We start from the raw sequence: 15,191 nt of genomic DNA, 5'->3' as shown, positions 1-15,191 counted from the left end.
AGTTTTCAATCAAATTTCAGTGAAGCTCACCTCATTTCACGAAGGTCTTGCCCTTTTCATTCTGCGCTTAATGCTGCTCTCTTTGACCATGTAGTCGAACAATGGAGCAAACAAGTTGGCAAACAAAATCGCTAGCATGATGCCTTCCGGATAGGCTGGGTTGAGCACTCGAATAAATATCGTCATCACGCCAATTAGTATACCGTAAGCCCACTTGCCACCGTTTGTGAATGCAGCCGATACGGGGTCTGTCGCCATAAAGAAAGTACCGAACGCGACGCCACCAATCACGAAGTGCCAATAGAAAGGCATAGAGAACATGGGATTGGTATTCGATCCAATTGCATTAAGCAGTAGCGACGTCACGGCTAAGCCAACAAAGACACCCGCAACAATCCGCCACGACGCGATCTTCATAAAGATCAGCACCAGACCTGTAAGCACGATCAGCAGGGTCGAGACTTCTCCCATAGAACCCGGCAAATTACCGACGAAAGCGTCCATCCAAGAGATAGGCTGGCCTGTCATATTGTTGGTCAAAGCGCTCTGACCACCTTCGTACCATTGGCTAAGAGGGGTTGCACCAGAGTAGCCATCAGCCGAAACCCAAACGGCGCCGCCAGACATATTGGCTGGATAAGCGAAGTACAAGAATGCACGCCCTGCCAATGCAGGATTTAAGAAGTTACGCCCCGTACCACCGAAGATCTCTTTCGCTACCACGATACCAAAAGTGATACCTAACGCGGCTTGCCACAACGGAATGGTGGGCGGGAGAATTAACGCAAACAGAATGGAGCTAACAAAGAAACCTTCATTCACCTCGTGCTTGCGGACGATAGCAAACAGCACTTCCCAAAAGCCGCCAACTACAAACACAGTCGCGTAGACAGGCAAAAAGTAGGTTGCACCGACCAGCATTTTACTCGCCCAACCCGCTTGGCTGGCCGCCTCTACTGAACCCCAAACCCAACTCAGCCCCCAAGAGGCATCAATGGCTTGTTGCGCGACAGCTTGGTCAAGGCCGTACAGCAGAGCATCGCTGGATTGCTGACCGATGTTATACATGCCCCAAAACATCGCGGGGAATACGGCTAACCACACCATGATCATGATGCGCTTCAAATCGATGCTGTCTCGAACATGGGTAACGCCGTGGTTCACTTTACCCGGCGTATAAAAAAGGGTTTCAACAGCTTCGAAGAGTGGGTAGAACTTGTGGTATTGGCCTCCCGGTTCAAACTTTGGTGAGACCTTTTCAAAATAATGCTTCAGACTCATAACGTCTCCTCCTCTAAAGAATGTTACGAGCCGCTATCAAAAGCGATCGTTTTTAGCCTGTTTAACTCCCCCATTACGTATTTATCTGCTGGCACAGAAGACCTTGCTATTATGTAAACCGTGAAAGGCGTGCTTATACTCAATCAATAACAAAACAATGGAGTGGATTATGAAGTTAAGGATGATGTGGACCGCGATGATGTCGTTGGCCGCTTTTTCATTTGCAGGTAACGCATTGGCCGTAGACAAGCAGATGTCTCCTGGTTTGAAGAAAAAAATGCAAGCGATCTGCGGTTCGAAAGGCGGTGTCCCTGGAGGTTGGCAAGTGGCGAAAGTGACACCAGATGCCGAACGCTCGCTCAGCATGATTCTGCATCAAATGAATGCGACGGATAAGTTAAAACAAATCAATGATGTGAGAACTCAAATCGTCGGCGGTACACACTATGCGATGGAGTTTGAGCTAAAAGATGGTGAAGTCTGGAACGCGATAGTCCTGCACAGTGCTCGCGGCGATTACATGATCGAGAGACACGCCAAAAAAGGCGAACTCTGCCCGAAAGACGGCAACTCCTAATTCCCAGATTCAAATACAATAAAGGCGACAGTTTAGTCGCCTTTGTTCTTTTCTGGTTTAGCGACGGCTTCAAACGCTCGTGTAAACTGATAACTCATAATCTGGGGGCGAATCAAATCACATACTAAGTCAGACACATCATGCTTGGTGAATGGTAAATGTTCCGATAGAACCTCTTTGGACTCTTTATCAACCGTTTGAAAAGATTCAACAATTCTTAGAGGAACGTGAAACTGATGGTCTCTCACGAGAAAGAAATAGTATTGGAGATGTTCGCCATACGTCGCTGCGTTGTTAATTTCGCTACCAATTTTCACCGCTTCAACACGGCTGCCTTCACAATCAAATTTAAGCACATTGGTAATTTCTGCTTCCATAGAGCCTGGCACGTAGACCATATAATCTGACTCCAACTCGTGACCTGATAACAGATATGCATCATTAAAACTCAAGATTTGAAAACTTAAAGATGGAGTAGGTACCAACAACATCGTCAAAAAAAAACTACCTAAAAATATCTTTGAATGTACCTTTTTTATACAGCCCTGCAAAAATCTCATGTCGTTGTCCATATGAATCTGTATTTTTATTAACTACCGCTGTAATACTATCCGTGACAGTACGAGAGGCTCCTTTGTCAGCTTTCAAATATAACTTGTTATTTAACCAAAAAATCATCGCAGTCCTTACTGCATATTTTGGTTTAGCCACAAGGTTTGGGGAGGAAACAAAACTCACATCTTCATCCCAGATGTTGGCGTGTACTCCTTCTATTGCAGCATAATTCCCCTTACCTGTAAGCTGTATCATTCCTCTACCGCGGTACTTCCAGCCATCACCAGTGCTTTCACTTCCATTCCCTATTCTCATAGCATACGCATTGTTTGCTATTGCTTGTTGATTGGCTTTTTGATTGATTGCGGCGTTTCTTCCATGTTTTTCTGCTAGCTCTGGATTTTTACGATAGGTTTTGAATGTATTTTTTAATCCCTGAACTGAATAATTGAAATTCTCTTCAAGCGTGATATAAGGACCTACCTCTTTTACCAATTGAGCAATGAAGTGCGATATTCGTAATTCGCTATCTAACTTACATTCAACTAGCTTTGATGAAAGTTCTTCGCTTATAACTAGTAAATATTCATCTGAAACTCTCGCTTCATTCTTCCAAACTTTCCTAAGATGTTGCTTCGTAATCATAACTCCTCCAATAAATACAAATTTAAATAGAAAGAGCTAGAAAACAGCTTAAAAATGTAAGTTAAACGCTGCCATACGTCACCTTTAAATCGCTTTATACATATAAATTACGTTATCTTGCGATACAATCCACACTCGAAGAATAGCGCACGATATCAACAAACTCCTGTCGCCATGCAGGCTCATGTTTAACGACGTCTACTTTGTGATTGGCTAAGCCAAACTTCCAGCACACCCGACACTAATAACCTAACAAACAAAGTCATTATTTTTCTGGGGTACTTTTGGTTTGGCTTTTTACTGTTAAACCGTCTCGGTTTTCGCCTCTATCTTCTCATTCACTTTATCGCAAATGTACTCCCCAATCGGCATTGCAGATGTCGCCGCGGGAGAGGGGGCGTTGCAAACATGCAGGCTTCTCGCGCTTTCGGCAAACAAGAAGTCATGAACCAAGGTTCCATCGGATAACACTGCTTGCGCGCGAATACCCGCAGGATATGGTTTGAGGTCTTCGACCTTGATGCTTGGGCAATATTTGTTGACCAATTTCAGATAGCTCGGCTTCCACCACGAGTTCTTAAACTCATCCAGTCCAGTTTTTAGATGCTTTTGTGTCACCTTCCAGAAACCGGAGAAACTGAGCATTTGCATGGTATCTTGCAAGCTGAAGTTAACCTTGTCGTACCCTTCTCGCTTCCAGCCTTGCACCGCATTTGGACCAACGGTCACACTGCCATCAATCATGCGAGTCAGGTGGACACCTAAGAATGGCAAGTCAGGGTCTGGAATTGGATAAATAAGATGATTCACCACTTGGTCGTGTTTGCTATCTAAGCGGTAGTATTCACCTCGATAAGGGATGATTTGGAAATCGGTCGGAATAGACATCATCTTAGTCATGCGATCCGCCATCAAGCCGCTGCAAGTGACCAAGAACTTGGCATTGAGCTGCATAGTTTGACCGTCTGAAATGCAGGTCAATTGAACTTCTTCATCCTTCTCTTCGGCAGCCACCACTTTGGTTCTCAAGCTAATTTGCCCGCCGAGCTTTTTGAACTCTTCCGCCATCTGCTCAGTGACCAAACGATAATCGACAATACTGGTAGTTTTGACATAAATCGCGCCTAAGCCAGTGATGTTTGGCTCAGCCAGCTTGAGTTGAACTTCATCGAGTAGCTTTACGTCGATGCCGTTGACATGACAGCGCTCATAGAGGGCATTCATGCGTTCGACTTCTTGCTCATTGGTCGCAACCAGTAACTTGCCACAGTTCTCCACCGGAATATCGTGCTCAACACAGAACGAAATGGTTCGCTCTACTCCACGCTTACAAAAATCCGCTTTTAAGCTGCCCGGTGCGTAGTACACCCCAGCATGAATCACGCCGCTATTGTGTCCGGTTTGATGCTTGGCAAAACCGGACTCTTTCTCAACCAATAAAATGGATTTGTCTGGATGACGTTGCTGCAGTTGCCATGCCGTCGACACGCCAACGATACCGCCACCGACAATGATGTAGTCATAGACTGATTTCATACGACCTCTTATAAAACCGATAGTTGAGATTGTTGCAATTTGAACTTGCGACCACTGTAAATGAACACCGCGACAAATACCGCGCAGCTTGCCACACGAACCAACATTGGGATGTCGTGCCAAATCAGCAAAGTACCCACCACAACCAACAAGAGACGCGTCAGAATGTTTAGAGGACCTTCCAAGTAACCTTCAATCGCACCAATCAATGCATATGTACCGATGATGGCAAAGAAGCCCACGGTAATCACCGACGTCACATCCCAACTCACCAAGCCTGTGTAAGCAATCAACAGCGGTACAAGATACAAACCTTTGGCGATTTTCCACGCCATCAAACCGGTACGCATTGGCGGTGTTTTAGCAATGGTTGCCGCAGCAAAGGCGGTCAAACAGACTGGAGGCGTGACGTTGCTGTCTTGCGATAACCAGAAGATGATAAGGTGAGCAGCCAGCAATGCCAAGCCTACCGCTTCCATACCCAAACTTTGCTCTAGTAGGGTTTCCATAAAGTCCGCAGGTACTAACGCCACCATTTCTTTCGCGGTTTCCAACGCCATTGGTGCATTAAGAAGTTCCAACTTTTCTGGCGCCGCCAACATAAAGATGGCTTTTGCTTGTTCAGGCAATTGACCCGACACCATCAATTCAAGCAATTGGTTTTCCGCAATCAACTTGTAAAGCGCAGGGGCAGACAGTGTGCCCAATACAATATACGCCGCTGTCACGGGTAACCCCATGCCCAATACCAGAGAAGCGAGCGCAATCAGAACGATCATGATGAACAAGTCACCATTCGCCCAACCGTCGATCATCAATGAGAACGTATTACCAATGCCCGTCGTGCTGATCACGTTGACCACCAAACCGATACCTACCAGCAATACGGCGGTTGTCGCCATGTTTTTCGCACCTTGTGAAAGTGCTTCGATGATCGCTTTTGGTCCCATCTTATGATCTTTCGAAAACCAAGAAGCCACCACCACTGAAATGATCGACAAGCCCGCAGCGTAAGTCGGCGTAAAGCCTTGAACCAACAAAGTGACCAATACCGCCAGTGGAATAAGGTTGTGCCATCCGCTGATCACTACTTTTAGTAGAGACTCATCACTGGTCGTGATCTTTTGAACGCCGCTGCGTTTGGCTTCGATACGCACAAAGAACGCCACAGACAAGAAATAAATAAGAGCAGGAATAAAAGACACCGCGATGATATCGACATAAGGAATTTGCGTGTAAGACGCCATGATGAAAGCACCCGCGCCCATCACTGGTGGCATCAGCTGACCACCTGTTGACGCTGCGGCTTCAACGCCCGCAGCAAAGCGCGAAGGGAAACCTGCTTTCTGCATTAAAGGAATACTGATAACACCGGTTGAAACCGTATTTGCCACACTAGAACCCGATACTGAGCCCATCAAACCCGAGCCAATCACCGCAATAAAACCGGGACCGCCGATGATTTTGCCTGCCGCAGCACGTGCCACATTGATGATGTAATCACCGACACCAGAACGCACAAGAAACGCACCAAACAGAATGAACATGAATACGAAAGTCCAACTGATGCGCGAGATAGAACCAAACATGCCCTCGGAAGAATAGAAGCTACGGTAGAGCAAGGTTTCCATGCTCAAACCCGGAAAGTGGAAAATACCTGTCGCCCACTTACCCCAAAGCACAACGTAGCTTAAACACACCACAATCAGCACTGGAATAAACCAGCCCATGGTGCGTCGGATCAGCTCAATAACAATCAAAATTGCCATGATGGCGAAGACCCAATCGCTGGTCACGAACTTCACACCGCGTTCGTACAATGCATCTTCGGCATAAGGAATGTAGAGCAAACATGCGACCGCGCCCATAGCAATTAACACATCTATGCCGAGTGCAATCTTACTCTGCTTGAGAGAGATATGAGCCGGATACCAAAGCGCACAAATCACCGCGAAGCCAGCAAAGTGGGTCGCGGAAATCCATAACTCTGGTAAGGTCGATAAGGTATTAAACCAAATGTGCAAAGCAGACAACACCACGCCAAACACTGTAATTGTGGTGGTTACCCACGGAAAGTCAGTGCGCGTGGGCAGCTCAAACTTCTGCAATTCCTTTTCTATTGAGTCGCTCATCTCATACTCCAAGCTCTGGCGGCTTTTTCCATCTTAGAAATCGGTAGGGATAAAATGCCCCGAGCCGAAACTCGGGGCGAAGTAGGCGTTATTTCGCCATTAGGTCTGATGGGATTTCGATGCCCATTTCTTTGTAGTAACGCGCCGCGCCTGGGTGAAGAGGCACTGGCAAACCCGCAATCGCTTTCTCAATCGCCATTGCTTTGGTTGCTTTGTGGATGCCTTGTAGGAATGGCAAGTTCTCGTATATTGCTTTCGTTAGCTGGTATACGTCTTCTTCCGAGATATCTTCACGAACGGCCAAGAAGTTTGGTTGTGCGATAGTCGTGATCGGCTTGTCCAGACCTGGGTAGGTGTTGGCTGGGATCTCGTATTTCGTCCAAAGGTTATAGTGGCCATTCGCCTCTTTGATTTGTTCGTCTGTAAACGAAAGAATCGAGATGTCTTTACCTAGCGCAGCAAAAGCTTGAGTGACCGCCCCAACGGGGACTCCCGCTGGCGTGTTCATGCCGTCAATAGTGCCGTTTTGAAGCGCACTCGCGCTACCGCCGTAGCCCATGTAGGCTAGATTGAATTTATCTGGGTCGACATTCAGACCTTTCATGATTTGACGACCAGAATTCTCTGTACCAGAGTTTTTCTTACCGATGGAGAACTTCTTACCATCTAGGTTGTTTAGATCTGTCACTGTGCCCGTTTTTGCTAGGTCAGAACGAACAATAAAGTGCTCAACGTTTTGCCACAACATAGAGACCGAACGCAGCTGCTCTTGGCGACCGCTTTTCTCATAAGGACCTTCGCCAGACCAAGCCCACGCACCGTAAAGACCTTGTAGAATCGCGAACTGTGCTTCATTTTCGTTCAGCAGTTTGACGTTTTCACCAGAGCCCGCAGAGCTGATTGCAGAAAGGGAGAAGTGGTGCTTTGGTGCCAATTTCACTTTGCTTAACGTCGCCAACGCTACGCCCACAGGGTAGTAAGTACCACCTGTCGATGCCGTTGCAAGAATGTAGCTACGATCTTCTGCCGCAGCGTTAGCAGCAATACCAAAAGAAGTCACAGCGACAGCCAAAGCTTTTACCAGCTTATTCATTTTCATTATTACTCTCCGTGTAGTCGTTTCACGATTGGGGATTTACATCATGTTAAATCTTTATTAACAACACATTCCCTAGAGCAATTGAAATGCCAACTTTTAACCCTTTGTATTTATTGAACTAAGTGCTGAAAGACATCAAAAATGAGCAAAATCATGCTGATTTGATAGCAAAGTAATGAGCAAGATCTTGCTCATTGAAGAGAAGAAGGTTGTACGCCTAGATCGCAAAAGGTTAATAAAATGTGATCAAGACAAAATAAATGCACGATTCACTAATAAGCAATATTTTGCCGATGCAATTTTGGGTTGAACTGCAACTAATGAGCGTCTTAACAATAAGAAGAAAAAGCGCATCATTCTAAACTGCTCACTTTATCAGCGGAGGTTTATAGCCTAAACGACTACAAATAGCACAAAAATACAGCAAAACAAGTCATGTTACAGAAATGAAAAGTCATTTATTCTAATTTTGAATTTAAAAAGCAGTTCGATCCACCAGTTCAGAAACAAACGTTGACCGTATCAACTTATTTTCTACTTCGGGGTTGTGCCAATAGCCCTATGTTCGTTAGGGTAGAAACACGCCAAGGCAAACGTATTCCTTGGTATTTTTTCGTCATTAAGGATCATCCATGTCAGCAACTGCGCAATTACAATTCGCTTTAAAACGCCCATCAGGCGTTGCTGCTGCGATCCTCCTGCTCTCTCTGAAACTGATTTAGAGCTGACAGGCTATATCTAAACTTTCTGTCAGCTTGAGAAGAAGCTGACGGGAACACCACATACTCCTCCCATTCCTTTCAGTTTCTTCCAAGCGAAACATAAGAGGAATAACAATGTTAAGCGCACGCAATATCGCCGCTTTGGGCTTCATGACTTTCGCCATGTACTTAGGCGCGGGTAACCTGATCTTCCCTCCATTTTTGGGCTACCAAGCAGGTGAAAACTTTCTGAGCGGGATGTCTGGCTTCCTCTTAACGGGCGTAGGTCTGCCTGCGATGGCACTGGTGATGGTGGCTATCGTGAACGGTTCAGACAAATTAACCGCTGCCCTACCTAAACCTTTGGCGACCAGTTTTTGGGTAATGGTGTTTATCGTGATTGGTCCTGCGTTCGTAATACCACGTGCCATTACCGTCGCTTACCAATTTAGCTTTGCACCAATGTTTGGTAATGCCGCTTTGGTGCCTTTCACTATTGCCTTCTGTGCTATCACCATTCTATTTGCCCTATATCCGGGTAAGTTGGTCGACAACCTAGGTAAGATCTTAACGCCTGCCTTGATGGCTATCTTAATCATCATGTCTGTGACGGCTTTGATTTCTCCTGCAGGTGAGCTAACCACAGCAACCGGTCCATACGTATCTGGCGCATTTGCTGAAGGCTTGACCCAAGGCTACATGACCATGGATGCGCTAGGTTCTATCGGTTTTGGTTGGATTATCTTCCGCGCGATTCGTAGCATGGGTGTGGATTGTCCGAAAGCCACTGCAAAATACACGCTAATCGCAGCTCTGATGTACGCGGTTGCCATGGCATTTGTTTACATCTCATTAGCTTACATTGGTTCGACGAGCTCGTACTTGGGTTCTGAGTTCAGCAATGGTGGCGACATCTTAACGGCGTTCACCTTCAGCCACTTCGGCGCATTTGGCTCACTATTACTAGGTGCCGTGATGGTATTGGCGTGTTTGACTACTGCTATCGGCGTAACCACAGCAGGCAGTGAGTTTTACGACAACACTTTCAGCAAAGTGAACTACAAAGGCTGCGTGATCACGACCATGGTATTGGCAGGTTTGATCGCTAACGTAGGTCTAGAGCAACTATTGGCGATCACATTGCCAGCGGTTGTGGCGCTTCACCCAGTCGCGATTGCGTTGATGATCATGGCACCAGTGCGCAACAAGATGTCGCAAATCATGGTCGTCGCGACGGCGTTCACTGCTCTAACGTTTGGCTGCGTTGATGCGCTGCACATCCTAGGTTACATGCCAGAAGCCGCAAACCAATGGTTAGATAGCAACATGCCGCTGTACCACTACTTTGCAAGCTGGATTGTTCCAACGATTGCTATGGTGATTGTGGGTGTAGTCTTTACCCGCAAGGCAACTCAGCAACATACCGAGTTGGCAAACCAAGCCTAGATTGGCGAATACCTCAACAAAAAGTACCTCAACAAAAAACGGCTTCCTTAGAAGCCGTTTTTTCTATGTATAGTCAGAGCGATTCAAACCAAACTTCTGCATCTTTTGGTTGAGGGTTCGACGCGGTAAATCTAGCTCGACCATCACATCCGTAATTCGTCCTTGGTGTCGAACTAGCGAGTCATGCAGCACTTTACGTTCAAAGTTGTGGAGCTGAATCGCCAACGGAACGCCTGCTTGTGTCTCTTCGGTTGTAGAAGATGGTCGACTGGAGAGAATTTCCATTACGGAGACAGTTTCATCCAGTGCAAAACGCATCGCTACATTTCTCAACTCACGAACGTTCCCAGGCCAAGCATAAGCCAGAACAGCTTTTCTATCGGCTTCACTCAATGGACGACTCTCAGGGTTACTTTTCAGGGCAAAGTGTTCGAACAAGATCAACGCGTCTTCTTCTCGCTCACGCAATGGTGGTAAATAGATCTGCGCCACATTGAGCCGATAATACAAATCCTGACGAAACTCATCATGATCATTGAGATCTTCTTTCGCGGCGGCGATCACTCTCAAATTAACCGAGATCTGCTGATTACCCCCAACGCGCTCCACCGTATGTTCTTGTAATGAACGCAACACTTTCACCTGCATAGATAGCGGCATACTCTCTATTTCATCAAAAAATAAGGTGCCTTTATCCGCGTATTCCAACTTACCAATGCGCTTTTTACCTGCTCCAGTAAATGCCCCAGCTTCATGCCCAAACAGCTCACTTTCAAACAGGTTCTCAGGAATAGCGCCACAGTTGATTGGCACAAAATGATGAGCTCGACGTTGGCTTTCATTATGCAAACTGGTCGCCACCAACTCTTTACCACAACCTGTTTCACCGTAAATGATCACGTTGGTATCAATGCGTGCTAACTTGGCAACTTGTTCTCTAAGCTGTTGCATCACTCGGCTTCGCCCAATCAGCACTTCCTCTAAACCGCTCACGCTCGATAGATACTCTTGGCGATCTTGAGTAGAAGTTTGTGCGCGATAGCTTTCTACCGCTTCGGTCACTCGTTGGGATAAGCGCTCTGGTTGGAAAGGTTTCTCGATAAAATCGAACGCACCGTTTTGTAATGCGCCTACCGCCATATCAACGTCACCATGTCCGGTGATCAAGATAATCGGCGTTGGAATGTGATTGGCAATCAGGCTTTCTAGTATCGACAAACCATCGGTGTCTGGCAGGCGAACATCACTGACAATCGCATCAAATTCTTGGCTAAGAATGGCCGCTTTGCCCTCTTTGCCTAAACTGAATGCGGTCACATCAAACCCCGCCAGTTGCAGCCATTGGCTGGTAGCCTGACGAACAATGTCATCGTCTTCGATAAGTGCAATTTTAGGGATGTCGTCAAAAGCCATGAGTTACTGCCTGCTTTATGGGATGGGAAAGAAATCGCTCTTTATTAACGGTAGCAAAAACCACTGAGGAGAAAAGGAGCTAGATCTCACTTCTTGCTTACAAGTCTTTAACATCCAACCAGTTAGGCGCACTCTTTAATGACTGTCGGTGAGAACGCACTAGCTGAATGGAGTCAGTATGCAGCGCAAAAGGAATGGCAAAACATGGCTTGTGGTCGCAATTGCGGCAGTGCTGATGTTGTCTTGCTATAGCGCCAGCAGAGAGGTGGCTCGTCAGTGGTTGAGCGTACAAACTCAAACCGAAGCTCAACAAAAACTGCTCGACTATATTGGTGAAGTTCGCCGTGCACTCAAACGCTTCTATCACCTGCCTTATCTCGTCACCAATAACCCTGAAACCATCGCGTTTGTGAAAGGGAGTCTGACTTATTACGAGCCATTGCAAACCCAACTGACTCAGCTAGATAAAGCCGCCAATACGGAAGGCTGGCTAATCCTGTCTAACTCTGGCGAAGTATTGGTCTCGAGTTTAATCGAAGAGCGCTTTAGCCTGTCTGACCGAAAAGCCATTGTGGAACAAATTCACAATCAAGGTGGTGGGGTTTCCTTGGTGAACAAAACCAAAGGTTCGAGTCCGTTGTATTATCTTGCAGCCCCTATCTACGACGGTCTGGATATCGCAGGTATTGTCGTGGTGCAAATCAACCTCAGCCTGTTGACCGAACAGACCATTACCAGCCAAGACATCATTACGTTGCAAAATCGCCAGCAACGCTTTTTCCTATCAAGCAGCTCTCTCTACAACGCTGATTGGTTTAACGAACCAAGCAACACCGTTCAATTAGAAACTCAACGTTTGTACGACAACACCAATATCAACCTATGGACGCTCAATCAGCAACGCTATTTTGCGCACACCGTAAAGTTAGATGATTTGAATTGGTACGTAAGCTACCTCACCCCTTCTAAGCCGATTCAACAAACCATCAATGTGATTGGTTGGAGTGTAGCAGCGCTGCTCTTATTGGTTGTATTACTCGTCATCATTGGCTTACAACGCCGCCAAAAGCACATCAACCAACAAAGAATTCAAGCTCTGTTGGAAGAGTCCCAACGCCGCTTGAAACAGATGATCAATAAGACCCACGTTGGTTTGCTATTGATTGATGAACAAGGGCAACTGTTCGATCTCAACCCAATGGCGAAGCGTTTATTCTGTTTACCAGAAAGCGTCAATCGACACGCTTTTGCTTGGGAGTTATTCGATGCAGGCAACCCCAATTCCACCACACTCAAGTTGCTTAAGGATTTACCTAAACATAAAGAGCTCGCAGAGATCAGCACGGTCGAAACCATCGCCAGACGCAGTGACGGTAGCGTCTTCCCTGTCTTGTTCTCACTGACCAGTTTCCCTTGGCATGGCGAGCAGTATTTCCTTGCGACGATCATCGACATCAGCAAGCGGAAAAAAGCCGAGCAATCACTGCAACAGGTCAACCAAGAGCTGGCGCAGCGAGTAGAAGAGCGAACTCAAGCGCTAAAAGAAGCGCAAAGCCAGTTAATTGAATCGAGCAAAATGGCCGCTTTGGGTCGCATGTCGAGCGCGATTACTCATGAGCTCAATCAGCCACTGACGGGCTTGCGCACCCTGCTCACCACGAACGAGCTACTAGCAGAACGCGGTGAAACCGAGATGATGAAAGCTAACAACGTATTGGTCCAGAAGCTGATTGATCGCATGGCAAGCATGACTAGTCAGCTAAAGACGTTTGCCTATAACAAACCAGAAAGCTTGCAGGCAATTTCTCTTACCTCCGCACTCGAAGAGACCTTACGCGTTTATCAATCTCAATTAGACAAGGTGGATGTGCGTGTCCGGGTTCCTCATGACTTACCTAACATCATGGGTGAAGAACAACGACTGCTTCAGGTGCTCGGTAATCTTGTCTCGAATGCGCTAGACGCAATGAACAACACCACCAACCCGCAGCTCAACTTGATCGTCAACCCAACCGGCAATCGGGTCGAACTGATCGTCAGTGATAATGGCTGCGGCGTGTCAGATGAGATGCTTGAGTCCATGTTCGAGCCCTTCCAAACCTCAAAGAAAATTGGGGAAGGATTGGGGCTAGGTTTAGCAATTACGGCCAACAATATGCGTGATATGAATGGACAAATTAGCGTGCATAAGAATGAACAAAATGGGCTGACTTTCACTTTGTTTTTCAAATCAGCCTAGGTTGATATTGATTACAAAATCATCATTAGAACTAGGCATCCCCGCTGTTTGAGAAAAACACGATCTCGATACAAGAATCCCTCCTTGACCTACACTATTCTCAAGCAAATAGAACGAATAACTTCCGAACGATAAAGAGTGAGAAACATGATTAAGTTTCCTGAACATTTTCTTTGGGGCGGTGCCATTGCTGCAAACCAAGTAGAAGGGTCGTACAACCTTGGGGGTAAAGGGTTATCGACATCAGACATGCTGCCAAACGGTATTTTGAGTCCGCATCAAACCCGTGAAGAACGTACGCCGGGTATAAAAGACGTGGCGATCGACTTCTACAATCGCTACCCAGAAGACATTGCGCTATTCAAAGAGATGGGCTTTAACTGTCTGCGCCTATCTTTGGCATGGAGCCGCATCTTCCCGAACGGTGACGAGCTAGAACCTAACGAAGAAGGTTTGGCGTTCTACGATAAAATTTTTGACGAACTTGCCGAGCACGACATCCAACCTTTCGTGACCTTATCTCACTACGAAATGCCTTACGCACTGGTCGAGAACTACGGTGGTTGGGGCGATCGTCGCGTCATCGATTTCTTCGAACGTTATGCCCGCACCGTGCTGGAACGCTACAAAGACAAAGTAAAACTGTGGTTAACGTTCAACGAAATCAACATGTCACTGCACGCACCATTTACTGGTGTTGGTTTGCAAGAAGACGCCAGTGAACAAGAGATTTATCAAGCGATTCACCACCAACTAGTCGCCAACGCAAAAGCGGTAAAACTGTGTCAGCAAATCGTACCAAACGGCAAGATTGGTAACATGCTGCTTGGCGCAATCAACTACCCGTACACTTGTAACCCTGATGACGTGCTTGCTGCCATGCACGAAAACAACAAGTGGTTGTTCTTCGGTGATGTACAAACTCGTGGTCAATACCCTGGTTACATGAAGCGTTACTTCCGTGAAAATGGCATTGAAATTCAGATGGAAGCAGGCGATTTAGAAGAGATCGCATCGGCAAGTGTCGATTTCATCTCATTCAGCTACTACGCAAGTGGCTGTGCAAGTGCAGACCCGAAACAGAAAGAAGTGGGTAACATCGTCGATAGCGTACCAAACCCATATCTTGAGAAGAGCCAATGGGGTTGGTTAATCGATCCAAAAGGCCTTCGCGTTCTGCTGAACTTCCTACACGATCGCTACCAAAAGCCACTGTTCGTCGTAGAAAACGGCTTAGGTGCACGTGATGAAATCGATGAAAACGGTGAGATTCAAGATGATTACCGCATCGCTTACTTGAACGACCATCTTGTACAAGCACATGAAGCAATTTTGGATGGCGTTGAGCTGATGGGCTTCACCAGTTGGGGACCGATCGATTTGGTCGCGAACTCAACCGCTGAAATGAGCAAACGTTACGGTTACATCTACGTTGATCGCCACAACGATGGTCAAGGTACGTTAGAACGTAAACGTAAGAAGAGCTTCTTCTGGTATCAAGATGTGATTCGCACTGCGGGCGGCTCGCTCAAAAACTAAGTTACTTGTCTAGATATAAAGTGCATGT

The 15,191-nt window shown here is 46.5% G+C and carries 11 protein-coding genes; 4 read left to right on the top strand and 7 right to left on the bottom strand.

All coding sequences use genetic code 11. The features are described from left to right. Window positions 1-36: 36 nt before the first annotated feature. The gene (locus ITG12_RS25995; RefSeq protein ID WP_248874503.1) at window positions 37-1,281 is read right to left on the bottom strand and encodes an NADH:ubiquinone reductase (Na(+)-transporting) subunit B; all 1,245 of its coding nucleotides are present in this window, start codon (window positions 1,279-1,281) and stop codon (window positions 37-39) included. A gap of 169 nt (window positions 1,282-1,450) precedes the next feature. On the opposite strand from ITG12_RS25995, the gene ITG12_RS25990 reads away from it, so the two are divergent. Further along, window positions 1,451-1,858: a cystatin gene (locus ITG12_RS25990; protein ID WP_032802191.1), complete on the top strand. Its 408-nt coding sequence runs from the start codon at window positions 1,451-1,453 to the stop codon at window positions 1,856-1,858. Window positions 1,859-1,890: 32 nt separating this feature from the next. On the opposite strand, the gene ITG12_RS25985 is transcribed toward ITG12_RS25990, so the two are convergent. The 5 genes from ITG12_RS25985 to ITG12_RS25965 form a co-directional block, all read right to left on the bottom strand. After that, a complete protein-coding gene (locus tag ITG12_RS25985) occupies window positions 1,891-2,256 on the bottom strand; it encodes a hypothetical protein (RefSeq protein WP_227741113.1) in 366 nt (121 codons plus the stop codon). Window positions 2,257-2,362: 106 nt separating this feature from the next. Further along, window positions 2,363-3,058, bottom strand: a complete 696-nt coding sequence (locus ITG12_RS25980) for a hypothetical protein (RefSeq protein WP_050568801.1) — start codon at window positions 3,056-3,058, stop codon at window positions 2,363-2,365. Between the two features lie 303 nt (window positions 3,059-3,361). Further along, window positions 3,362-4,594 carry an L-2-hydroxyglutarate oxidase gene (gene lhgO / locus ITG12_RS25975; protein ID WP_038875287.1) on the bottom strand — a complete coding sequence of 411 codons (1,233 nt, stop codon included), beginning with the start codon at window positions 4,592-4,594 and terminating at the stop codon, window positions 3,362-3,364. Window positions 4,595-4,602: 8 nt separating this feature from the next. After that, a complete protein-coding gene (locus ITG12_RS25970; RefSeq protein ID WP_038875290.1) occupies window positions 4,603-6,726 on the bottom strand; it encodes a TRAP transporter permease in 2,124 nt (707 codons plus the stop codon). A gap of 88 nt (window positions 6,727-6,814) precedes the next feature. Further along, window positions 6,815-7,825 carry a TAXI family TRAP transporter solute-binding subunit gene (locus ITG12_RS25965; protein WP_038875293.1) on the bottom strand — a complete coding sequence of 337 codons (1,011 nt, stop codon included), beginning with the start codon at window positions 7,823-7,825 and terminating at the stop codon, window positions 6,815-6,817. Between the two features lie 836 nt (window positions 7,826-8,661). Between ITG12_RS25965 and brnQ the strand changes: the two genes are divergently transcribed. Continuing rightward, on the top strand, window positions 8,662-9,972 hold the full coding sequence (gene brnQ, locus ITG12_RS25960) for a branched-chain amino acid transport system II carrier protein (RefSeq protein WP_038875295.1): 1,311 nt from the start codon (window positions 8,662-8,664) through the stop codon (window positions 9,970-9,972). Window positions 9,973-10,035: 63 nt separating this feature from the next. Here brnQ and ITG12_RS25955 read toward each other — a convergent pair whose 3' ends face one another. After that, a complete protein-coding gene (locus ITG12_RS25955; RefSeq protein ID WP_038875298.1) occupies window positions 10,036-11,385 on the bottom strand; it encodes a sigma-54 dependent transcriptional regulator in 1,350 nt (449 codons plus the stop codon). Between the two features lie 178 nt (window positions 11,386-11,563). On the opposite strand from ITG12_RS25955, the gene ITG12_RS25950 reads away from it, so the two are divergent. Beyond that, on the top strand, window positions 11,564-13,624 hold the full coding sequence (locus ITG12_RS25950) for an ATP-binding protein (protein WP_248874501.1): 2,061 nt from the start codon (window positions 11,564-11,566) through the stop codon (window positions 13,622-13,624). 147 nt (window positions 13,625-13,771) lie between these two features. After that, complete coding sequence (locus ITG12_RS25945) at window positions 13,772-15,163, top strand: family 1 glycosylhydrolase (RefSeq protein ID WP_038875305.1); 1,392 nt, start codon at window positions 13,772-13,774, stop codon at window positions 15,161-15,163. Window positions 15,164-15,191: the final 28 nt, after the last annotated feature.

It is taken from the genome of Vibrio sp. ED002, from assembly GCF_023277445.1.
Taxonomy (GTDB): Bacteria; Pseudomonadota; Gammaproteobacteria; order Enterobacterales; family Vibrionaceae; genus Vibrio; species Vibrio jasicida.
This window is presented reverse-complemented; position numbering and strand designations above follow the sequence as displayed.

Coding starts and splice junctions, on each gene's coding strand:
- ITG12_RS25995 (WP_248874503.1), bottom strand. CDS start 1,281: ATGAGTCTGAAGCATTATTTTGAAAAGGTCTCACCAAAGTTTGAACCG.
- ITG12_RS25990 (WP_032802191.1), top strand. CDS start 1,451: ATGAAGTTAAGGATGATGTGGACCGCGATGATGTCGTTGGCCGCTTTT.
- ITG12_RS25950 (WP_248874501.1), top strand. CDS start 11,564: ATGCAGCGCAAAAGGAATGGCAAAACATGGCTTGTGGTCGCAATTGCG.
- ITG12_RS25955 (WP_038875298.1), bottom strand. CDS start 11,385: ATGGCTTTTGACGACATCCCTAAAATTGCACTTATCGAAGACGATGAC.
- ITG12_RS25945 (WP_038875305.1), top strand. CDS start 13,772: ATGATTAAGTTTCCTGAACATTTTCTTTGGGGCGGTGCCATTGCTGCA.
- lhgO (WP_038875287.1), bottom strand. CDS start 4,594: ATGAAATCAGTCTATGACTACATCATTGTCGGTGGCGGTATCGTTGGC.
- ITG12_RS25970 (WP_038875290.1), bottom strand. CDS start 6,726: ATGAGCGACTCAATAGAAAAGGAATTGCAGAAGTTTGAGCTGCCCACG.
- brnQ (WP_038875295.1), top strand. CDS start 8,662: ATGTTAAGCGCACGCAATATCGCCGCTTTGGGCTTCATGACTTTCGCC.
- ITG12_RS25965 (WP_038875293.1), bottom strand. CDS start 7,825: ATGAAAATGAATAAGCTGGTAAAAGCTTTGGCTGTCGCTGTGACTTCT.
- ITG12_RS25980 (WP_050568801.1), bottom strand. CDS start 3,058: ATGATTACGAAGCAACATCTTAGGAAAGTTTGGAAGAATGAAGCGAGA.
- ITG12_RS25985 (WP_227741113.1), bottom strand. CDS start 2,256: ATGGTCTACGTGCCAGGCTCTATGGAAGCAGAAATTACCAATGTGCTT.